Origin of the sequence: uncultured Parabacteroides sp., assembly GCF_902493135.1 — a bacterium.
GTDB lineage: Bacteria > Bacteroidota > Bacteroidia > Bacteroidales > Tannerellaceae > Parabacteroides.
This window is the reverse complement of sequence record NZ_CABUOD010000011.1, coordinates 70436-91347: the sequence shown is the minus strand read 5'-3', so window position 1 is coordinate 91347 and position 20912 is coordinate 70436. Positions and strand designations below refer to the sequence as shown.

The following is a 20912-nucleotide window of genomic DNA, read 5'->3' as shown; positions in this document are numbered from 1 at the left end:
TTTATCACGATCTTTAAGGCACGGATTACACGGATTACACGGAAAGATAATAAATTTATCCGTGTAAATCCGTGAAATCCGTGCCTAAATTATGTCTATTGTAAGCAGGATTTTCTTTTGACAACCTCCATCATAAATCACAACTTCTTAATAATCCTGATAAACTCCTCATTCGTCATCCGGATATCCGGTTCCTTGTAATTCACGTAATCTTCAAAATAATCGCTGGCGATATCCGCCACGATCTCCGAGCCGTCCAACCCGAAAGAACTCACCAATTTCTCCACCTTGCTGCGGATCCGGCGGATCACCTGCAGGCGGTCTTCATAACGGTCGGGTTTCTCCTGCTCCGTCACATGCTCGTTGCGGGCAATCAGATAAACCGTCGTATAAAACATCTCCATATCCCCGAATACCGGGACGAATAAAGCTTTTTTTTCTTCCGGCAATGCCGCCAGTGTCTCCTGAATTTTTGTCATTCTTATGTTTATTTTAATTGGTTGGCGAAGATAGTACATTCCGTTCATAGATAAAGTCTATCCCGCAATAATAATATGCATTTCATTCAATGAACAAATTTCAAGCAGGGAATGTTAGAATAGTAGAAACAACATAAAACAGATGGATCATGCTTACATTATGTCTCAGTTTATTATTGTTGATAACAAATAATAGTAATGATAGTCAAATAACAGATAAAAAAGAAAAAGTTATGAAATTTGAATTAATCCAGTTACCCTATGCAGCCAATGCGCTGGAACCGGTCATAAGTAAAGAAACGATAGAGTTTCATCATGGCAAACATTTACAGACGTATGTAAATAACCTGAACAACCTGATTCAGGGGACCAAGTTCGAAAACGCGACGCTGGAACAGATCGTGGCAGAATCCGACGGCGCTATTTTCAACAATGCCGGACAGACGCTCAATCATAATCTCTATTTCACCCAATTCTCACCGTATGGCGGCGGCAGACCGACCGGCGCTCTTGCCAAGGCGATCGACGCGACTTGGGGGTCGTTCGAGAACTTCCAGAAAGAATTCGTGACGGCCGGAACAGGCTTGTTCGGCTCAGGCTGGGTATGGCTGGCCAAAGATAAAGACGGAAAACTTTCAATTACCAAAGAAGCTAACGGTAGCAACCCGGCTGCTCACGGATTGAAGCCGATCCTGGGATTCGACGTCTGGGAACATGCCTACTACCTCGATTACCAGAATCGCCGTCCCGATCATTTGAATGCTTTGTGGAAGATCGTTGATTGGGATGCCGTTAGCAAAAGATTTTAATAGTCAGGTCCTTTAAACTCCAGACCAAAGCCGTCGGGCAAACTACCGGACGGCTTTTTTATTTGCAATATGACCGATATCCGACAGATATAGCAATATTGACAATTATAAGGGAAAAATATCCGACAATGGAACGGAATAAATAGCGTAACTTTGTTATATAATTAATAAACAGAATATAAACCTCAATTAATAAGGAGAATAAATATGAAAGTACAAGAATTGACAAAAGCGGAATTCCTGAAAAAAGTAGCGAACTACGAAGCCAGCCCCGACAAATGGGTATATGAGGGCGACAAGCCTTGCATCGTGGATTTCTATGCAACCTGGTGCGGACCTTGCAAGATGGTCGCTCCTATCCTGGAAGAATTAGCGGAAGAGTATGCCGGAAAAATCGATATCTATAAGGTCGACACGGAAAAAGAAGAGGAACTGGCCGCCTCTTTCGGCATCAGAAGCATTCCTTCCCTTCTTTTCTGCCCGATGGAAGGGCAACCGCAGATGGCAAAAGGCGCAATGGGAAAGGCTGATTTCAAAAAGGCTATAGATGAGGTACTTTTGAAGAAATAATGACAACATCCCTACGTAAATAAGAAGTCCTCTCCGAGTCCCCAACAGAGCTCGGAGAGTTTTTTCTGTAAAAATATCACACATTATGTCACCAAACTGTTGCATAATTAAAAATAATGCGTACCTTTGCACCCGCAATCGAGAGAGAGATTGACACTGATAAAAAATGAATGCCTCTTTAGCTCAGTTGGCCAGAGCACGTGATTTGTAATCTCGGGGTCGTTGGTTCGAATCCGACAAGAGGCTCTAAAGGGCAGTTACCAGAGTGGCCAAATGGGGCTGACTGTAACTCAGCTGGCTTTCGCCTTCGGTGGTTCGAATCCATCACTGCCCACTAAAAAAGACTTGGAAGATTTTTCTTTCAGGTCTTTTTTATTTTATACCCGCCTCACTGCCCTATAATCTTTATTCCGTCTCACCCGATATGTATTGGAGACAATACCTTTCCTTTTCGTTCGGCAATATGTGATACACCAGCCAATCGCCATTTGGAAAAGTTTATCGTCGGGCAGATGTGGGCCATTTTCAACAAAATCACAGATTCTCGGATGAAAAATAAAAAAGCCTTTGATTCGCAATGAACCAAAGGCTTTTTTATTTCTGGCGGTCCGTACGGAAGATGAACCTTAATTCTATTCCTCACGTACTCAATATCTTAGCAAGCTCTTAATTCTTTCTCCCACTAATAACCCCACGTGTGTAATTCTTTAGATTGCTTGGTGTTGCGGTGGTTGTTTGAGTTGATGCAAAGATAGGTGTTTATTATAGAGTAATAAAATAAAAGAGCCATATTTAACACGAAAATGCAGAGAGTTTTCTTACTTTTGCAATATGTTATATTATAGAAGAAAAATATTATTAGCATTGATTGAAGCATTTGGCGGTCATTTGACTGCCAAACAACTTCAGAAATATTTGTTTCTTTTTACAAGGAAACAAGAGGAAAAAGCATTTGATTTTATTCCTTATTACTATGGTTGTTTTTCATTCCAAGCAAATCAGGATATAATGACATTAGCTAAATTGGGCTACTTAAGTATTATAAAAAGCGAGAATGGTCGTAGAATACAAATTTGTCAACCCAATAATTATTTGATGATGCTTGATATGTTTGAACAGCAAGCTATAAAAGAAATAAAAGAAAAATTTGGTTGTCTATCTCAAAACGAGTTAATTCGTTACACTTATATTAATTATCCTTATTACGCAACAAAAAGTACAATAGCAATTAATTTGCTAAATGAGGAAGAATTAGCTGTAATAGATAAGCAAAAAAGAACCTTTACAGAGCCTCAATTATTCACTATAGGATATGAAGGACGCTCTTTAGAAAAATACATTAATATTCTCCTCGTGAATGATGTACATATTCTCTGTGATGTCCGTAAAAATGCCTATAGTCAAAAATATGGATTTTCAAAAAGTCAATTAGAGAAAGCATGTACAGGAGTAGGTATAAAATATATCCATATACCGCAACTGGGAATAGAATCAGAACAAAGACAAGATTTAAAATCACAAAAAGATTATGAAATTCTTTTTGAGTCATATGAAAAATCTACCCTAAAAGAAAATTGGGATTATCTTTTATATGTCCGAGAATTGATTGATACAGAGAAACGTGTAGCTTTAACTTGCTTTGAAGAAAGTCACAAACAATGCCATAGAGGAAGAGTTGCGAAATATTTAATGCAACTACCTGATATAACTTACACCCTTAAACATCTATAAAACATGCCTACAACTCGAGTTCTAATTGCTGTAAAAACATACCCTACTTTATCGGAAAAATACGATGAATTAGTTTGTACTGCTGGTTTCTTGGAAGATGGCACTTGGATAAGAATATATCCTATTCCTTTTCGTAAATTAAGTTATGATAAGAGATATAGTAAATGGCAGTGGATAGAACTTGATTTGGTTAAAAACACAAGTGATTTTAGGAAAGAAAGTTTTCGTCCTGCAAATATAGATAATGAAATAAAAATAGTAGGAGAAATTGGTACAAAAAATGGCTGGGCAAAAAGAAAGTCTATTGTTTTAAAACATGTCCGTTATAATATGGCTGAGCTTATTGAAGAAGCCAAAAATCCTCAAATAGGAACATCATTAGCCGTATTTAAACCTCAAAGAATTATTGATTTTGTTTGGGAAGAATCTACAAGAGAATGGAATAAGCAGAAATTAGATGTTGTATATGCCAATCAAGCCCAACATAGTTTATTTGATGTAGAAGAAACTAAAAGAATATTCAAAGTAGCTAAAAAATTGCCTTATGAGTTCTCATATAAGTTTATATCAGAAGATGGTAAAGAACGAAAACTCATGATTGAAGATTGGGAATTAGGGATGCTTTATTGGAATTGCCTTGCTGCTGCTAATGGAAATGAACAAGTCGCATGTGAAAAAGTGAAAGAGAAATATTTCACAGAATGGTGTAAAAAAGATATATATTTTTTCTTAGGAACAACCAAGAAATTTCATAATGTAGGTACTAATCCTTTTATTATTATTGGAACATTTTATCCACCGAAGAATCCGCAATTGGCTTTGACCTTTAAAATGGACTAATACAAACTTAGTTATATTAAATAAAAGCTTTTAGATATAAGAACAAAAGACCATAGTATAAACTTACTTTCGTAAATACGATTCGATATAATACATTTTGCTGAAAAGAAGATTGTTGAAAAATATTTTTTTAAGATGGCAAGGAATTGCTTTTTACTATTTTGCTTTTAATAACCCTATGAAGAACATAGACTAAGCTTTAGTCCTATCACATTTATTACTTTTTTATTAGAATGTCCCTTTTTTACACCTATTATCAATCTAAGAAATCTTACTTTTGCCTGATAATTAAGGCAAAATGGAGAAAATTCAAGTAATACAACCTACTAAATTGCTTGCTCCTTATATAAAGCAATATTGGTTTTTAAGGATAGATGATGTAAAGCAAGGCTTTCAACGTTCTATCCCAGCAGGTTGTGTAGGAATTGTTTTTCATAAAGGAAACAAAATTATTTCTTCTTTTCATAAGGGAACGCAACCACAATCCTATATAAGCGGGCAAATCAGTACTTATTCAGACATAGAATTTTCTTTCTTGGATATGGTCATTATTTTATTCCAGCCTATCGGATGCAGGATGTTTTTTCCATATCCTATGGAAGAGTTTACTAATCAGAATATAGGTATTGATTTGTTAGATAACACCTGTTTAGTAGAATTGGAAGAGAAAATAAATGAAACATCAGATAATTATCAAATAGTCAGATTGATAGAAGAATATTTATTAAATAGATTATGCAAAAATATTCCATGCAACGCCAATAGGATTATAACTACTGTTCAAAATATCAATGAAGGAGAAGGGAATATATCCGTTTTATCTCAAACGGCTTGTTTAGGATATAAGCAATTTAAACGGATATTCGCTGAATATGTAGGACTAAATCCAAAAGATTTTATCCAAATCACACGATTTAGGAAGACATTCCATATTTTGCAATCAACTCCACAAATCAGCATAAGTAAAGTTGCTTATGATTGTGGATATTATGATAAATCACATTTAATAAAAGAGTTTAAAATGTTCACGGGCTATACCCCTAAACAACTACTTGAAATTTGTGATACTTATACCGAAAACCTATCGGTATTCAACTCTGTATTTATCAACGACAAAAAAACTTAATAACATCGCTTTATGAAAATATTGATATACGGTGCTGGCGTAGTGGGTTGTACTTATGGCTGGCAATTATCCAAAGCAGGATGTGACGTTGCTGTATTGGTGCGTAAGGAGCAAAAAGAACTTGTACAAAAAGATGGTATTCGCATTATCTGTTCTGACTTTAGAGAGAAAACAAGAAAAGATACAGATATAATCTTTAAGCCTACAGTAATAGACGAACTTTCGTCAAACAATGATTTTGAATACATTATTGTCTCCACCAATAAATTGCAATTATCAACTATATTACCAAGTCTTTCAAAGTCAGCAGGAAAAGCAAATGTTGTATTTTTCCAAAATAACTGGGATGTTTTTACAGAAATAGATAAATATTTAAAACCTGAACAATACTTTTTTGCCTTTCCCTTTATGGTTGGAGGCGGAAAAGAAGATAAAAGCATACATTGTGCCATTTCAGGTTTAAAATATTCCAATACCCCGTTAGGGGAAAAAGACGGGCGGATAACTCCACGAGTAGAAAAACTTTCTATAATACTGGATAAAGCAAATTTGAAGCCTGCCATTTCTAATCAAATATTAGTATGGCTAATCACACATTATGCTGTCGCTGCCGGTCTTTCAGCGGGAATAATGAGTGCCGGAAGTGCCTCTAATTTTATACAAAATACAGCTATTATTAAAACTACAATGAAAGCTATTCGGGAAGGCTTAGCTATTTGCAAAAGAATGGGTATCAATCCTAAAACAGAAAAAGCAAACAGATTATATCTTTTACCTCTATTTATCAGTGTGCCAATAGCAAAGAAAATTTATAGTAATGATGCTCTGCAACTTATGTTTGAGGGACATATAAATCATTCTCCTACTGAAATAAGGCAAATGATAGATGATATAATAAATAGTGGTGTAAAATATGCTGTTGCAACTTCTAATCTGGCACAATTAAAAAGTTATATATCTTCTAATCAAGCTAATCAAAGTAAGTGAATAAGGCTATCAATTCGATAGCTATTAAATATAAGTACATGAAAGATATATTACAAGAGAGATTTTTCCGATTATTATTGGAATGCTCGCAGCGTAAAGTTTCTGTAACAGAGTTTACAGAGGCTATTGAGGAATTGGCTACACATTTAGCTGATTCCAGTTTCAAAGAACAGGATTATAGCGTTTTACTTCGTTATTTCTCCTTTGGTTTGCATCGACTTAAATCGTATCGTGTACGGTTTGAGCAAGAAAAAAATGCCCTATTTGCATTTAATTGATGAAGTAATAGGATTACTAAATAATGAAATACGTATTATCAAACTGCGCATAAAATATCCGGAACAGTTTCAGCAACACGCAAATAAGCTATTCCTTTCCCCTCTCCATTTATCTGACAAAACAAGCCTTATCAATATCATGGAAATTGTCAGTGGCTTATTCCTCTCCAAACGTATAATATATCAAAATGGAAAACCTGTTCACCTGACGAACTTAGGCAAAGCCTTTGAATGGCTCTTTAATATCAAATTGGGTGATTATCACCAAAAGTACATGGATGTCATCAAGCGAAAGCCAACAAAGCTAACAGAGTTCCTTAACGAATTGGCAACCCTTATCCGAAAAGAACACGAAAATAAAGGGTATAGATAATCAGGCATTTAGCATCAATTTATACGGGGTAGCGTATGCTACCCTACAGTTTGTTTGCTTCCCTTTTCCGAACTTTGCTTCATCAATCGATTGGTAATCATTAGTGTATAACCTGAAAAATGAAGCAAATTATGTATATAGATAATTACGAGTTCAAAGACTGGATGCAAAAACTACTTGATAAACTGGATGAAGTAGGCAAAGATGTAAAGAATTTACAAACCAATCCCGAAGTAATGCCGGGTGATAAACTACTGGACAATCAGGATTTATGCCTGTTGTTTAAGGTCAGCACCCGGACATTGCAACGATTGAGAAGCAAAAAACTGCTGCCCTTTATGATGATTAGCGGAAAAGCCTACTATCGGGCTTCCGATGTGCGTAAGTTCATAAAGGAACGCTTTGATGTGGGTACGCTCCGAAAGTTCGAGAAAGAACACGGAGCGAATAAGTAAGAGTGAAATTCATCCCGAAGCTGTACACGTGGCAGTTTCGGGATGTTTTTCTTTTGGCAAGTCTGCGTTTACTTCTCTGCCGATATTATTCCCTCCTCCTTATAAGATGCTTCAAACTGTTTGGTAAGCGCAATAATTTGCTGGTTCGTCTTTACCAGTTCAACAGTGTATTGTTCCAGTTTGTAAAGCAGGGCAAACGCTTTCTTCTCCGTAAAATTAGAATGAATCTCTTTCACTGTTTGATTATACAGTATGCCTATGCTCCTGAATTGTGAAAACAGTTGGGAGAGTTGAATATAATAATCAACCTTGCTTTTATCAATCCTAAGCACCTTAAACGATTTGCCAAAGATGCAGTTTTTAATAAAATGCGCCTTTACCTTGTAGCCTGACTGGTCGTAAAAGGCTAAGAACTTGGCGTTCTCCACATCGTCTAAATTTAGTGAATAACGGTGTGTTCGTGGGTCAAGTTTAGGCTTGCGCCCACCTTTGTAAAATGACTTCTTTTTCTGTTCCATAATTATAATTATTTACTGGTTTTACGACTTCGGAGTAAAACTAACCACCTTTTAAGGTGGCAAGGTTTTGAGGCACAAAAAACGAAGTGCGTGCCTCAAAACACAACTTGCTATGTTCTAATGAACATAAACATCTTCCCTACGGTCAGATTGCCAAAGCAAGCGGTTTGGCTTTATCCTATGTCTGTTTATCAGTTGCAAAATTACAGACAGCAATTTTCCCCTGAAATATAAGATGTTGCGCCAAATCACGACACAAACGGACAAAGTAACCCCATTTTTAAAAGCGTCTGTTTTTACCCCTTTCTTTGCTGAAAAATGATTGAATGGTGGCAATATATAAGACAGTAAAACAAGGTCTGAATATAGTTTTAAACCATGTTTGAAAGCTATTTAAAGATAAAGGGACATAGTTATAAAACTGGCTTGCATTTTTTCAATCAGTATCGGGAATCAATCAACTTATTTATAAATCATTAAAAACTAAATGTATGGAAGAAGTAAAACAATCATTACAGGAAACAGCAAGCAAGGAACGGGAAAGTTATAAATCGGTGTTCCTTAAAAAACGGTCGGTTTGCAACCGTCAAAGCGTGTACATAAGCGGAGAGATACAAAAACGTATCGTTCAGATTGTAGGCGTGATTACAAACAAACAAGTAAGCATCGGAAATTTCATTGATAACGTACTGGAAGAACATTTAGGTGCGCACAATGATGTTCTTTCGGCTCTCTACCGGGAAGAAATGCAAAAAGGAATATTCAACCAGCCAAAAGAGAAAAATGTATGAATATCATAACTATTAAGGAACAGACCTTTAAACAGGTGTGCGGACGGTTTTACGGGTTCGTCAGTCAAGTGGAAAGGATTTGCAAAGAGAATACGCGTCAGCCTGACAAATGGCTGTCAGGTCGTGAAGTGTGCGCCCTGCTCGGTGTCAGCATCCGAAGTTTGCAGAACTACCGGGACGGCGGTAAACTGGGCTATTCCCAAATCGGTAACAAACTGTACTATAAATCTGCCGACATAGAAAAATTGATTGCAGAATGTACGGAAAACAAGAAAACAAATTTTATATCAAACAATAAATAAAGATGGTCTTATGGAAAAGAAAGAAAAAAATAATACGGAAGTAAAGCAGTCATTCAACTTGTCTGCCATTGTCGGAATATGGGAAAGTGTAAATCTTCATCCTACTGTGATGATATACCAAAGTGGGAAAAAGCATCTCCTTTCGATGCTTCATGTATCGGATAACGGACAGGCGAAACCAGCCGTTTACGAGATACAAAAAGAAGATAGCCGTTATTTCATCGTTGAAGCCTTTAAACGGCTTTATATCGGCTATGACAAGGTAAAAGATAGCCTTTCCATATCTTACTATGGCGAGTATCTGCGTAACTGACAGGTGTATGCCTGTCATCATTCAAACCAATTATAAACCAATAAAACGATATAACAGTATGGAACTGATAAACGGCAACAGTGAGATAATTAAGGATTTCTTTCAGTCTATGGAAAGAATGTTAGAGGGTATCGGCAAACTGGCAAAAGAAAGCAAACCACACCTGAACGGCGAAAAGTTTCTAAGCAACCGGGAAGCATCCAAATATTTGAAAGTAAGCATCCGCACGCTGCAAGAGTGGAGAGATACCGGTGTTATCCCTTACATTCAGATAAAAGGTAAAATAATCTACCGTCAAAGCGATATAGAACGGCTTTTGCAGACCTACTACAACAAGGAACGGCAGGAATAACCTACCGTCCTAAAAAACACATTTTTTTCCGAAACTGACTAAGAACATTAACTCTATCAGTGTAGTATTCAGTCTGTGCAAGCCTTTGGAAGAAAATACTACCCGGAGCGTAGCGCAGGTGTGGAGATTTTCTTTCAAACCCGTAGGGCTTGGGCTTGAACGGACGGAATACGGAGCTTACCTTTGTTAATGTTTTATTCAGCTTTGGAAAAAGTATTATAATTCTTTCTGCAACTTTGCAAACTTTGTCATTAAGGCTTTCTCACCAAAGTTTTCAAACTCAACTTTTACTATCTCTTCTCTGCCTGATTTTGAGATGTCTTTAATTAATCCTCTTCCAAATTTTTCATGTATTACATAATCACCAATAGTTAATATACACTCTTGATTTCTGTAAGACATATTAGAGGCTGTATTGGGAAGTCTTTCTTGCAAATTGGTTATTTTTGAGGTTAGGTCTTTTAACATTTCTGTCACATAGGTAATTTCAGGAGATAAATGTAAATTAGCCTCTAATGTAGCAGCAGAAACTCCTAATAAAGATACTAAAGAATTAATATTGGTTTCTTTAGCAGAGTATGTTGATTTTATATTTGCAGCTATAATATCTATCCCATCTTGAACTTCGTCTATTCTTAAAGAACTAGAATATTCACAATCTCTAAATCCTTGTATATCAAAAATACGACTGGTTAAATCATCCTTGATTAAGCAAACGGGTAAATTGAATGCCTGTCTTATCCCTAATTCATATAACACGTTCGGGTTTTTGGAACTCAAATCACAAATACACATTTCAGCACTTAAAAGATGTTGAACTATATCTAATACAATAAAATTAGTCTCCTCAATTTCATCTGCTCGTATTGCTTCGAATCCAGCTTTTTCAATTGCAGGTCTTAGAAGATACTGATAAACTCTATTGAAATGTCCAATAGAATAACCCTCTGCATCGGATATAGGCATAATAACAAAACACTTCATATTACTTCTTTTGAGACAAAGTTAATAATAAAAAACTATTTTCCTATAAAACTTTGTTCTACATTCACCATATCACGCATAATGGAGCTATCTAAAACTTTTGCATAATGCTGTGTCATTCTGATATTGGAATGTCCCAAAATCTTAGATACATTTTCCATTGATACATCATTGGCGAGAAAAACTACGGTAGCCGCAGTATGGCGTGCAACATGCGTAGTTAGACGTTTGGTAATGCCGCACAAATCAGCGATTTCCTTTAGATAGGCATTCATGCGCTGATTACTGATTACAGGCAAAAGTACACCTTTCTTTATACACTCTGCATTATCTTCATATTTCCTCAATATCCTTTGAGGAATAGATAAAACAGGAATATTACACATTTGATTAGTTTTCTGTCGTGCCTTGCGTATCCATAAAGCACCACTATTGTCTTTTATCAGGTGTTCACGGTTTAACTGCTGCACATCAACGAAAGCAAGTGCGGTGAAACAGCAAAAGACAAAAATATCCCTTACCTGTTCCAAACGCTTGATAGCAAAATCCTTATTCATTAAAATATCCAGTTCCTCACGTGAGAGAAATTCTACATTTACTTCTTCCTGCTTGAAATGGATGCCGTAAAACGGGTCTTTCTTTATCCAGTCGTTAGCCAAAGCAATACGAATAATTTTTTTCAAGTTCTTCAAATGTTTCAATGCGGAATTATTTTGGCAATGCTTCTCTGTTTTCAGCCAAAAATCAAAGTCACGGATAAATTGCCCGTCCAGTTCTGCTAACATTATATCATCACGATGGTAACAACTGCGGATATATTCTTTCAGGCGGTTTATAGAAGTCTCAAACTTGGTAACGGTGCTTTCCGTATATTCTTTGCCAATCAGGGCACGACATTTTTCGTTATGCTCCGCATACACTTCCAGCAAACTGCGCTGAACCTTGTCCCGTCCGTAAAAACGCTCCTTTATTATATCGGCTGTTATCGGTTTGTTGTCTATCTCCAGTTCGCGGTGTATCTGCAATACTTTGGCACGAACTGTATTAATATAGTGGTTCAGTTCGATGGCTACACGGTCTTTTCCTTTGGAACATTCCTTTTTCTGATTCCATAAATCTACGGGAATACTCCGTTTAATCATAACTTCGGCTACTCGTTTGTTTACGGTGATGCGCATACAAATAGGAGCTTCACCGTTTTTCAGAAGTTTCGCTTTCTTGATGATGAACAATACGCTTAGTGTGTTTCTTTTCACTGCTCCCATAATTCTTTGATTTTTAAGTGGTACAAAATTAGTTCGCTACACTCAAAAACCAGCTACGCAAAAAGCTGACAATCAAAGACAAATGCGTCAATTCGTGGGAGCAAAAACGGTTTTCAAAAAGTCCCACGAATAAGCCACGTGAGAACTGCCTAAAACCACTATTTTTTGCCGAAGCGGAGAAAAAGAAAAAGCTCTGAAATCCTTGAATTTCAGAGCTTTGCTTTAATTTGCTATTTGCTTTCGCGGTGCGGACGGGACTCGAACCCGCGACCCCATGCGTGACAGGCATGTATTCTAACCAGCTGAACTACCGAACCGGAACTTTTGTATTGCAATCTCTATCGATTGCGGTGCAAAGGTAGAGATTATTTCGAATCTTGCAATAGTTTCGTGGCGAAAATTTAGGTCGGATGGATTATTTTTCTACTTTTGCCCCTCATATAAACAATAACAATCATGAAGAATACTCCGGTAGATTATCAGACAGCCAGAAAGATCATAGATGGCTACGGACTTCCCGATTTCGGGAAAGCGACGATCCGCGAGGTCGTTGCCATATCCACACAACTCGAACAAGAGACTAAAACAGAATTTATCCATATGGAAATGGGGGTTCCCGGACTGAAAGCGGCTCAGGTCGGTATCGATGCCGAGATCAAGGCCCTTCAGGAAGGCGTCGCCTCCATCTATCCGAATATCAACGGCACACCCGACGTAAAAGCGGAAGCATCCCGTTTCATCAAGGCATTTATCGATATCGATGTAGCGCCGGAAGGTTGCGTCCCCGTAACAGGCTCCATGCAGGGGACATACGCTTCGTTCCTCGTCTGCGGACAATGTACGCCGGGAAAGGACACGATCCTCTTTATCGATCCGGGATTCCCTGTACAGAAGCAGCAGATCACGGTCATGGGCTATAAATACGAATCGTTCGACGTGTACGAATACCGGGGCGAAAAACTACGGGACATATTGGAACAATATCTCTCCAAAGGAAACATTGCCGCCATGATCTACTCCAACCCCAACAATCCGGCCTGGTTCTGCCTGACGGAAGAAGAGCTGAAGATCATCGGAGACATGGCAAACAAATACGACACGATCGTGATCGAAGACCTCGCCTATTTCGCCATGGACTTCCGCAAACCGCTGGGCAAGCCGTTTGAAGCGCCTTTCCAGGCAACCGTTGCCCGCTATACGGATAATTACATCTTGCAGATTTCAGGTTCAAAAGCATTCAGCTATGCCGGCCAGCGCATCGGCGTCACGGCAATCTCCGACAAGTTGTACCACCGGGCCTATCCCGGACTGACACAGCGCTACGGAGGCGGAACGTTCGGAACCGTGTACATCCACCGCGTGTTGTATGCCCTGTCGTCCGGCACAAGCCATTCGGGGCAGTTCGCATTGGCGGCGATGTTCAAAGCTGCGGCAGACGGGACGTTCGATTTTATTTCGGAAGTAAAAGAATACGGACGCCGGGCGGAAAAACTGAAAAAGATCTTTACCGATTACGGTTTCCGGATCGTCTACGACCATGACCTGGACCAACCGATCGCGGACGGGTTCTATTTCACGATCGCCTATCCGGGAATGACCGGAGGAGAACTGATGGAAGAGCTTATTTATTATGGCGTAAGCGCCATCTCACTAAGCACGACAGGCAGCAACCAGGAAGGCCTCCGTGCTTGTACTTCTTTTATCAAACCGCATCAATATGCCTTGCTCGAAGAACGTCTGAAGCTGTTCAAAGAGAATCACACCGCATAATTAACACGGGCCGGGCTTTTATTTATGGTTCATTAACATGAAAGTCCGGCTTTTCGTTTGTTTCTTTAAACCAAAAGCTATATATTGTCGCTGTTTTATTAATCAGCAAGCATAACTCTGTCATGGCAATGTATAACAACATATTCAAAATAACTCATAATGACGTGCTTCCGGCCCAAGGAAGCATCCTGATATCAGAACCTTTCTTACAAGATGCCTACTTCCAACGTTCCGTCGTACTATTGGTAGAACACACGCAAGAGGGTTCGATGGGCTTTGTATTAAACAAGAAAACAGAGTTAGCGGTCAACACTTTCTTTGCCGATTTGCAGGAATTTCCGGAAATGCCGATCTATTTAGGCGGCCCGGTCAGCGCCAACCGCCTGTTCTTTATTCATTCCTTAGGAGAGCTGATTATCCCGAACTCTCTCAAGATAAACGATCACCTCTATTTCGACGGCGATTTCAACGCACTGATACGTTATATCCAGAACGGGCATCCTGTCGACGGAAAAGTAAAATTCTTCTTAGGTTACTCCGGATGGCAAAAAGGACAACTGCACAATGAAATAGACCAAAATTCATGGGTCGTAAGCCATGCCTCCAACCGGAACGTGTTGCTCGCCGAAGGGGAAGACTTCTGGAAAAAATCGCTCGAATCGCTCGGCAGCCAATATGAAACATGGACGAAGTATCCGAAAGAGCCATCGCTTAATTGAAATTAAAAATTAAGAATTAAAAATTAAAAAATAATACTTGACTCTCATTTTTTAATTCTTAATTCTTAATTTTTAATTTAACCATTGATTTTCTGCATCGTCAAGACATCCGAATAACCGTCTTTAGTCGTTATCCAGTCCGTCAGTATGCCTGTCACGGTAAAGCCGCAACGGGTAAAAAGGGCTTTACTGGGTTCGTTCCCTATCGGGATATGTACGAAGAGCTGGTGTAGTTTCAAATAAGAAAAAGCATATTCGATCAATAGGTTCAACGCTTCTGTCGCCAGTCCGTTCTTCTGGTAAAGCGGATCGACCAGTATGCCGACTCCTGCCCTGCGATGATGCGGGTCGAAATCGTACAAATCCAGCATGCCGACCGTTGCGCCCGTGAAACAAAGGTCGATCATCAGGCGCAATTGCTTCAAATCGAATATATCCCGGTGAGATTCCGCTATATATTCTTTCAAAAGGTAGCGGGAATAAGGCGCCAACGTGTTCCCGAGCTCCCACCATTCGGGATTGTTTTCCCAGGCATAGAGCAGTTCCAAATCTTCCGGTTCCGGGGCGCGAAGGCGGACGGTTTCGTTTTGAAGTAATTCCATTTTCATCAGATCAGTTGCTTGCTTCCTTTATTATATATATGATAGCTGATCTTTTTATCGACCATCTTGTCCATCAACAAAAGCATCTGTTCGAAACGGGCATCCGGGTAGCAGAATGCCAAATCGGTAAAGCGCTTCATCTGGTTACGGCGGCAGATAGCATCCATCACACGCTCTTCACTCAGATTCCAGAGATTGACATATTCCAGATCCGGCATCCGTTCCACACAGGCTGCTTTCACCTCCTCAAACTCTTCCTCCCGGCAAAGCACCAGCAGGCGGCGATGTTTCGTCCGGGGTTTCCGTTTCAGTCCCAACATACCGGCGACGGCGGAAAGGGATGCTTTCAGCAGAACGGCCAAACGGATCAGCATGCCCATCAGCCAACCGGAATGCGGATAATATTTCCGGTAGAATATCAGCATAGCTCCATAAAAGGCTTTTACATATTTGATATCACCATGCTTCGTGCTTTCTCCTTTATAATGAAGGATACGTTCAGGGATATAATAATTCGCATAGCCTCCTTGCACAATCCGGTAAGACAGGTCGATGTCTTCGCCGTACATAAAGAAAGACTCGTCCAACAGCCCCACTTTATCCAGCGCTTCACGGCGAAGGAACATGAAAGCGCCCGCCAATACCTCGACCTTATGCTGCCTCTTCTTATCCAAGTACGGCAGGCTGTAGCGGGCAAACAGGCGGGAAGAAGGGAACAGCTTCGACAACCCGAACAGCTTGCAGAAAGAGACCCAGGGAGAAGGGAAACTCCGCTTGCTCTCCGCCAGGAAAGCGCCGTGCCCGTCCAGCATCTTCACCCCGATTCCGCCCGCCTGCGGATGTTCGTCCATAAAGAAACAAAGGGAGCGCATGCTATCTTCGCCTATCAGGGTGTCGGGGTTCAGCAGGAGGACATACTCTCCGCTGCTGATCCGGATCGCCTGGTTGTTCGCTTTGGCAAATCCCGGATTATCTTCATTCTCGATGAAAGTGACTTCCGGGAAACGCGGGCGAAGGTATTCGACCGAGCCGTCGGTCGAATGATTATCGACAACCAGCACTTCCGCTTCCATCCCCTGGATGGCGGCACGGACGGAACAGAGGCACTGTTCGAGAAAATACTTTACGTTGTAGTTGACAATTATGATTGAGAGTTTCATGGGGATTTATGATTTATAGTTTGATGGAGTCGTTGAAGCTGGTGCGGTTCACGATGGAACGCCCCAACGTTATTTCATCGGCATATTCGATTTCGTCGCCAATGGAGACACCACGGGCGATGACCGAGATCTTCACATCGTATGAGGAGAGCTTGCGGTAGATGAAAAAGTTCGTCGTGTCGCCCTCCATCGTCGTACTGAGCGCCAGGACCACTTCCTTCACTTCCCCTTCGGCAATCCGTTGTACCAGGCTGTCGATCTGCAAGTCGCCCGGACCGATCCCGTCCATCGGCGAGATAATGCCGCCCAGGACATGATAAACGCCACGGAACTGTCCCGTGTTTTCGATCGCCATCACTTCCTTGATATTCTCGACCACGCAGACCGTCGAATGGTCACGCTGGCAGTCGGCGCAAATAGAGCACACGTCGTCGTCGCATATATTATGGCAGACCTTACAATATTTGACATCCCGCCGAAGCGCCAACAGCGCGGACGCAAACCCTTCCGTGTAGCCGGCATCCCGGCGAAGCATATAGAGCGCCAGCCTGAGCGCCGTCTTCCGCCCCACTCCCGGCAATGACGACAATTCGTTCACGGCGTTTTCCAATAAGACTGATGGATATTTTTGATTCATTCGCAATCTGATCTTCTTTAAGTACAAAGGTAATATAAAAATGAAATTCAGGAGCGATCAGGGACAACTAAATCATAAAAGCCGGAAAGAGGCGAAGATTTCTCCTGCCTTTAGGCAAACAAAACTTGCCGATTCCAAAATAATAAGGCATACAGCCAAGAATAGATGCTACGATCAGGTTCATTTGTTTCTTAAAGAGAAATAATGTAGCTTTGCGATGCTTAGCCGACATACGACAAGCAGATTCTGATTAAATCTAACTAAATAAATAAACACCGTGAAAAAAGAAGATGAAGAAAAGGTGAGCGGGCTACCGGAAAACGCCTACAGAGAACTGAAAGAAGGTGAGGAATATAAACCCATCCTGTCGCCCGACAAACAGTATCGGGAAGTAACTCCCTGGTCCGTATTCTGGGGACTTGTCATGGCCGTCCTGTTCAGTGCGGCGGCAGCTTTCCTCGGGCTGAAAGTCGGACAGGTATTCGAGGCCGCCATCCCGATCGCGATCATAGCTGTAGGATTGTCCAGCGGGTTCAAACGTAAAAACGCGTTAGGCGAAAACGTCATTATCCAGTCTATCGGGGCGAACAGCGGCGTTATCGTGGCAGGCGCCATATTTACGCTGCCCGCCCTTTACATCTTGCAGGATAAGTATCCGGAGATCACGATCAACTTCTTCGAAGTATTCATGAGCTCCCTCCTGGGCGGTATCCTCGGCATCCTGCTCCTGATCCCGTTCCGGAAGTATTTCGTATCGACCATGCACGGTAAATATCCGTTCCCGGAAGCGACTGCCACCACGCAGGTATTGGTGTCCGGCGAGAAGGGAGGCAACCAGGCGAAGCCGCTTATCTATGCGGGCCTGGTCGGAGGTCTGTACGACTTCATCATCGCGACCTTCGGCTGGTGGAGCGAGACGGTCAGCACGCGCATCGTCGGTGTCGGCGAGATGCTGGCCGACAAGGCGAAAGTCGTATTCAAGGTGAATACCGGCGCCGCCGTGTTGGGTTTGGGATATATCATCGGATTAAAATATTCGGCCATCATCTGTGCCGGATCATTCTTAGTGTGGTTGGTAATCATTCCGTTGATGTCTGCCGTTTTCGGCGCCGATGTCCTGACATTCGGCAATGACGCCATTACGCAGACGGTAGGAAGCATGAGCGCGGAACAGATCTTCACCACCTACGCCCGCCATATCGGCATCGGAGGCATTGCGACCGCCGGCGTGATCGGCATCATCAAGTCGTGGGGAATCATCAAAGGAGCCGTGGAATTGGCCGCCAAAGAGCTGAAAGGGAAAACGGGGGCTGCGCAGACGGAAGAGATCCGTACGCAGAAAGACCTTTCGATGAAAGTGATCGCCATCGGCATCTTTGCGACGCTGATCGTGACGTATCTGTTCTTCCACTTCGGCGTGCTGGATAACTGGTATTACGCGCTGATCGGATTGTTGATCGTCGGGATAATCGCTTTCCTCTTCACAACCGTTGCCGCCAACGCGATTGCCATCGTCGGGACCAACCCCGTATCCGGGATGACGCTGATGACCTTGATCCTGGCCTCCATCATTCTGGTTGCCGTCGGGTTGAAAGGGACAGCCGGCATGGTATCGGCACTGATCATCGGGGGGGTGGTCTGCACGGCGCTTTCCATGGCCGGCGGTTTTATCACGGACCTGAAGATCGGATATTGGATCGGCAGCACACCCGCCAAGCAGGAAAGCTGGAAGTTCCTCGGGACATTGGTGTCGGCAGCAACCGTAGGCGGCGTGATCCTGATCCTGAACCAGACATACGGTTTCACGAGCGGACAACTGGCCGCTCCTCAAGCCAATGCGATGGCGGCCGTCATCGAGCCGTTGATGAGCGGTTCGGGTGCTCCCTGGGCGCTGTATGCCATCGGAGCCGTATTAGCCATCGTCCTGAACTTCTGCAAGATTCCGGCGCTGGCATTTGCATTGGGCATGTTCATTCCGCTGGAGCTGAACACGCCGCTCTTGATCGGTGGAGCCATCAGCTGGTATGTAGGCAGCCGCAGCAAGGACCAGGCCCTGAACAGTGCACGTCTGGAAAAAGGGACTTTGTTAGCATCCGGTTTCATCGCAGGCGGAGCCTTGATGGGAGTCGTCAGCGCAGCCATGCGTTTCGCCGGTATCAACCTGGTCGACATCGAATGGATGGAAAGCAATTTAGCCGGAGCACTGGCCGTCGTGATGTACATCCTGCTAATCGCTTATCTGGCGATAAGTTCATTGAAAACCAAGAAAGAATGAAAAGGATCATCACTTCTTATTTTTTAATTTTTAATTCTTAATTTTTAATTTAAACCATGGAAGCACCTGTAGTGAATGTCGGCATTATGACGGAAAAGGCCGTTTCGTTTGTCTTTCACGGAGAATATGTACATACGGAAACCGGAAAGTTCCTGACGGGGGAACAACGCGCCTTATTTGTAAACGGCAATATCGTTTTCAATGGCAAGTTGTTCAAAGAGATCTTCTTTGAACCCGCCTCCCCCGCCTCGTCCTTCGAATTGAAGGCAGTCACCATAGGTCATGACTTCCACTGGCAACGGCAGGAAGACCAATGCTTCAAAGGAGCGTTCAACCTGGTGGCGGGCGGAAATGGCATTGTTGTCATCAACCAGGTGGACGTCGAAGAATACCTGACCAGCGTCATCTCTTCGGAAATGAGCGCACAGGCTTCGAAGGAGCTGCTGAAGGCACATGCCGTCATCTCCCGCAGCTGGCTGCTCGCGCAGATCGAAAAGAACTTCCGTCTGGACGGCAAAGAGGAGAAGCAGCAAAGCTGTTACCGTGACAACGAACAACTGGTGCGCTGGTACGACCGCGAAGACCATGATATCTTCGATGTCTGTGCCGACGACCATTGCCAGCGTTACCAGGGAATCACCCGCGCCTCCAACCCGGTCGTCCAAAAAGTGATCCACGAGACAAGAGGCGAGATACTGACAGATGGCGAAAACATCTGCGATGCCCGTTTCTCCAAATGCTGCGGAGGCGTGACGGAACAGTTCGAACATTGCTGGGAACCGGTCCCTCACTCCTATCTGACCGCACTACGGGACAGCCGGGAGAAGACTTTCCCTGACCTCACCCAGGAAGAAGAGGCCCGGAAATGGATTCGCTCCGCTCCCGACGCTTTTTGCAATACATCCGACAAAGAGGTTCTCAGCCAGGTGCTGAACAACTATGATCAGGAAACGACAGACTTTTATCGGTGGAAAGTATCCTACAAGCAGGAAGAATTAGCCAGATTAATCCATCGCAAGAGCGGGATCGATTTCGGCCGGATCCTGGATTTGATACCGCTCAGCCGCGGCACTTCCGGCCGTATCGAAACGCTGAAGATTGTCGGGACGCACCGGACCTTTACCATCGGCAAGGAGTTGGAGATACGCCGGACCTTATCCGAAACACATCTGTACAGTTCGGCCTTTGTCGTGAACAAAGAAGATGTGCAATCCGGCATCCCCGGACGGTTCGTCCTGACCGGCGCCGGCTGGGGACACGGCGTAGGGTTGTGCCAGATCGGGGCCGCCATGATGGCGGACGAGGGATTTGATTACCGGCAGATTCTCTCCCACTACTTTCCCGGAGCTTCTGTAGATAGACGGTATTGAGGGATTTATGATTTATCACCGACGCATAAATCATAAATCAAAAAGGCTGCGTATCCGAAGATCGCAGCCTTTTCTTTATTGTGTTTACCTATTTGTCTCCGGTCTTTTGAACCGGTTGCCTTGACTCTCCCGAGCTCCAGCTGATACAAAGGAACAAGAAATTAATAACATACGCAAAACAAAATAGACAAAAAGCCCAAATTTTC

24 protein-coding genes and 3 tRNA genes are annotated in these 20912 nt (G+C 42.2%); 19 read left to right on the top strand and 8 right to left on the bottom strand.

Annotated elements, in window-relative coordinates; translation table 11 throughout:
- Positions 1-137: 137 nt before the first annotated feature.
- A complete protein-coding gene (locus RDN79_RS07270; RefSeq protein ID WP_298548369.1) occupies positions 138-479 on the bottom strand; it encodes a hypothetical protein in 342 nt (113 codons plus the stop codon).
- 233 nt (positions 480-712) lie between these two features.
- Between RDN79_RS07270 and RDN79_RS07265 the strand changes: the two genes are divergently transcribed.
- The 11 genes from RDN79_RS07265 to RDN79_RS07215 all read left to right on the top strand — a co-directional run bounded on the left by RDN79_RS07265 (position 713) and on the right by RDN79_RS07215 (position 7648).
- Positions 713-1288, top strand: a complete 576-nt coding sequence (locus tag RDN79_RS07265; RefSeq protein ID WP_298548372.1) for a superoxide dismutase — start codon at positions 713-715, stop codon at positions 1286-1288.
- Positions 1289-1495: 207 nt separating this feature from the next.
- Complete coding sequence (gene trxA / locus RDN79_RS07260) at positions 1496-1858, top strand: thioredoxin (RefSeq protein ID WP_298548374.1); 363 nt, start codon at positions 1496-1498, stop codon at positions 1856-1858.
- Between the two features lie 172 nt (positions 1859-2030).
- Positions 2031-2104, top strand: a tRNA-Thr gene (locus RDN79_RS07255).
- Between the two features lie 5 nt (positions 2105-2109).
- A tRNA-Tyr gene (locus RDN79_RS07250) sits at positions 2110-2192 on the top strand.
- 530 nt (positions 2193-2722) lie between these two features.
- A complete protein-coding gene (locus RDN79_RS07245; RefSeq protein ID WP_229094952.1) occupies positions 2723-3589 on the top strand; it encodes a DUF488 family protein in 867 nt (288 codons plus the stop codon).
- Positions 3590-3592: 3 nt separating this feature from the next.
- Positions 3593-4429 carry a hypothetical protein gene (locus RDN79_RS07240; RefSeq protein ID WP_008150965.1) on the top strand — a complete coding sequence of 279 codons (837 nt, stop codon included), beginning with the start codon at positions 3593-3595 and terminating at the stop codon, positions 4427-4429.
- Positions 4430-4727: 298 nt separating this feature from the next.
- Positions 4728-5555 carry a helix-turn-helix domain-containing protein gene (locus tag RDN79_RS07235; RefSeq protein WP_117959259.1) on the top strand — a complete coding sequence of 276 codons (828 nt, stop codon included), beginning with the start codon at positions 4728-4730 and terminating at the stop codon, positions 5553-5555.
- A gap of 12 nt (positions 5556-5567) precedes the next feature.
- On the top strand, positions 5568-6542 hold the full coding sequence (locus tag RDN79_RS07230) for a 2-dehydropantoate 2-reductase N-terminal domain-containing protein (protein ID WP_308573062.1): 975 nt from the start codon (positions 5568-5570) through the stop codon (positions 6540-6542).
- A 38-nt stretch (positions 6543-6580) separates the two neighbouring features.
- Positions 6581-6820 (top strand): hypothetical protein, encoded by a 240-nt coding sequence (locus RDN79_RS07225; protein WP_298548382.1) that lies wholly within the window; start codon positions 6581-6583, stop codon positions 6818-6820.
- On the top strand, positions 6774-7193 hold the full coding sequence (locus RDN79_RS07220; RefSeq protein WP_298548385.1) for an RteC domain-containing protein: 420 nt from the start codon (positions 6774-6776) through the stop codon (positions 7191-7193). The genes RDN79_RS07225 and RDN79_RS07220 overlap by 47 nt, the downstream gene beginning before the upstream one ends.
- Before the next feature lie 131 nt (positions 7194-7324).
- Positions 7325-7648 (top strand): helix-turn-helix domain-containing protein, encoded by a 324-nt coding sequence (locus RDN79_RS07215; protein WP_298548388.1) that lies wholly within the window; start codon positions 7325-7327, stop codon positions 7646-7648.
- 68 nt (positions 7649-7716) lie between these two features.
- Here RDN79_RS07215 and mobA read toward each other — a convergent pair whose 3' ends face one another.
- The gene (mobA, locus tag RDN79_RS07210; RefSeq protein WP_298548390.1) at positions 7717-8166 is read right to left on the bottom strand and encodes a conjugal transfer protein MobA; all 450 of its coding nucleotides are present in this window, start codon (positions 8164-8166) and stop codon (positions 7717-7719) included.
- A gap of 491 nt (positions 8167-8657) precedes the next feature.
- Between mobA and RDN79_RS07205 the strand changes: the two genes are divergently transcribed.
- The 4 genes from RDN79_RS07205 to RDN79_RS07190 are packed head-to-tail and all read left to right on the top strand — an operon-like array spanning position 8658 to position 9924.
- A complete protein-coding gene (locus RDN79_RS07205; protein WP_298548391.1) occupies positions 8658-8957 on the top strand; it encodes a DUF3408 domain-containing protein in 300 nt (99 codons plus the stop codon).
- Positions 8954-9259 (top strand): helix-turn-helix domain-containing protein, encoded by a 306-nt coding sequence (locus tag RDN79_RS07200; protein ID WP_298548392.1) that lies wholly within the window; start codon positions 8954-8956, stop codon positions 9257-9259. Before RDN79_RS07205 ends, RDN79_RS07200 begins: the two co-directional genes overlap by 4 nt.
- 10 nt (positions 9260-9269) lie before the next feature.
- Positions 9270-9572, top strand: a complete 303-nt coding sequence (locus tag RDN79_RS07195; protein WP_298548394.1) for a DUF3876 domain-containing protein — start codon at positions 9270-9272, stop codon at positions 9570-9572.
- Between the two features lie 58 nt (positions 9573-9630).
- Entirely contained in the window at positions 9631-9924 is a 294-nt protein-coding gene (locus RDN79_RS07190; protein ID WP_298548396.1) for a helix-turn-helix domain-containing protein, read from the top strand.
- A gap of 216 nt (positions 9925-10140) precedes the next feature.
- Here the strand turns inward: RDN79_RS07190 and RDN79_RS07185 are convergent, their stop codons facing one another.
- From RDN79_RS07185 to RDN79_RS07175, 3 genes are all read right to left on the bottom strand, one after another.
- Entirely contained in the window at positions 10141-10908 is a 768-nt protein-coding gene (locus tag RDN79_RS07185; protein ID WP_298548398.1) for a hypothetical protein, read from the bottom strand.
- Between the two features lie 35 nt (positions 10909-10943).
- Positions 10944-12173, bottom strand: a complete 1230-nt coding sequence (locus RDN79_RS07180; protein ID WP_298548400.1) for a site-specific integrase — start codon at positions 12171-12173, stop codon at positions 10944-10946.
- 243 nt (positions 12174-12416) lie between these two features.
- Positions 12417-12490, bottom strand: a tRNA-Asp gene (locus tag RDN79_RS07175).
- Between the two features lie 139 nt (positions 12491-12629).
- On the opposite strand from RDN79_RS07175, the gene RDN79_RS07170 reads away from it, so the two are divergent.
- On the top strand, positions 12630-13943 hold the full coding sequence (locus tag RDN79_RS07170) for a pyridoxal phosphate-dependent aminotransferase (protein ID WP_298548403.1): 1314 nt from the start codon (positions 12630-12632) through the stop codon (positions 13941-13943).
- A gap of 122 nt (positions 13944-14065) precedes the next feature.
- Positions 14066-14662, top strand: coding sequence for a YqgE/AlgH family protein (locus RDN79_RS07165; protein WP_308573056.1), 597 nt, complete (start codon positions 14066-14068; stop codon positions 14660-14662).
- A 77-nt stretch (positions 14663-14739) separates the two neighbouring features.
- Here the strand turns inward: RDN79_RS07165 and RDN79_RS07160 are convergent, their stop codons facing one another.
- The 3 genes from RDN79_RS07160 to recR are packed head-to-tail and all read right to left on the bottom strand — an operon-like array spanning position 14740 to position 17061.
- Complete coding sequence (locus RDN79_RS07160; protein WP_298548407.1) at positions 14740-15264, bottom strand: GNAT family N-acetyltransferase; 525 nt, start codon at positions 15262-15264, stop codon at positions 14740-14742.
- A gap of 5 nt (positions 15265-15269) precedes the next feature.
- Positions 15270-16424: a glycosyltransferase family 2 protein gene (locus tag RDN79_RS07155; protein ID WP_298548410.1), complete on the bottom strand. Its 1155-nt coding sequence runs from the start codon at positions 16422-16424 to the stop codon at positions 15270-15272.
- Between the two features lie 13 nt (positions 16425-16437).
- Positions 16438-17061 (bottom strand): recombination mediator RecR, encoded by a 624-nt coding sequence (recR, locus tag RDN79_RS07150; protein ID WP_298548413.1) that lies wholly within the window; start codon positions 17059-17061, stop codon positions 16438-16440.
- Between the two features lie 277 nt (positions 17062-17338).
- Here recR and RDN79_RS07145 point away from each other — a divergent pair, with 277 nt between their 5' ends.
- Both RDN79_RS07145 and RDN79_RS07140 read left to right on the top strand, forming a co-directional pair.
- Entirely contained in the window at positions 17339-19336 is a 1998-nt protein-coding gene (locus RDN79_RS07145; RefSeq protein ID WP_298548416.1) for an OPT family oligopeptide transporter, read from the top strand.
- Positions 19337-19392: 56 nt separating this feature from the next.
- On the top strand, positions 19393-20706 hold the full coding sequence (locus tag RDN79_RS07140) for a SpoIID/LytB domain-containing protein (RefSeq protein WP_298548419.1): 1314 nt from the start codon (positions 19393-19395) through the stop codon (positions 20704-20706).
- Positions 20707-20912 lie beyond the last annotated feature (206 nt).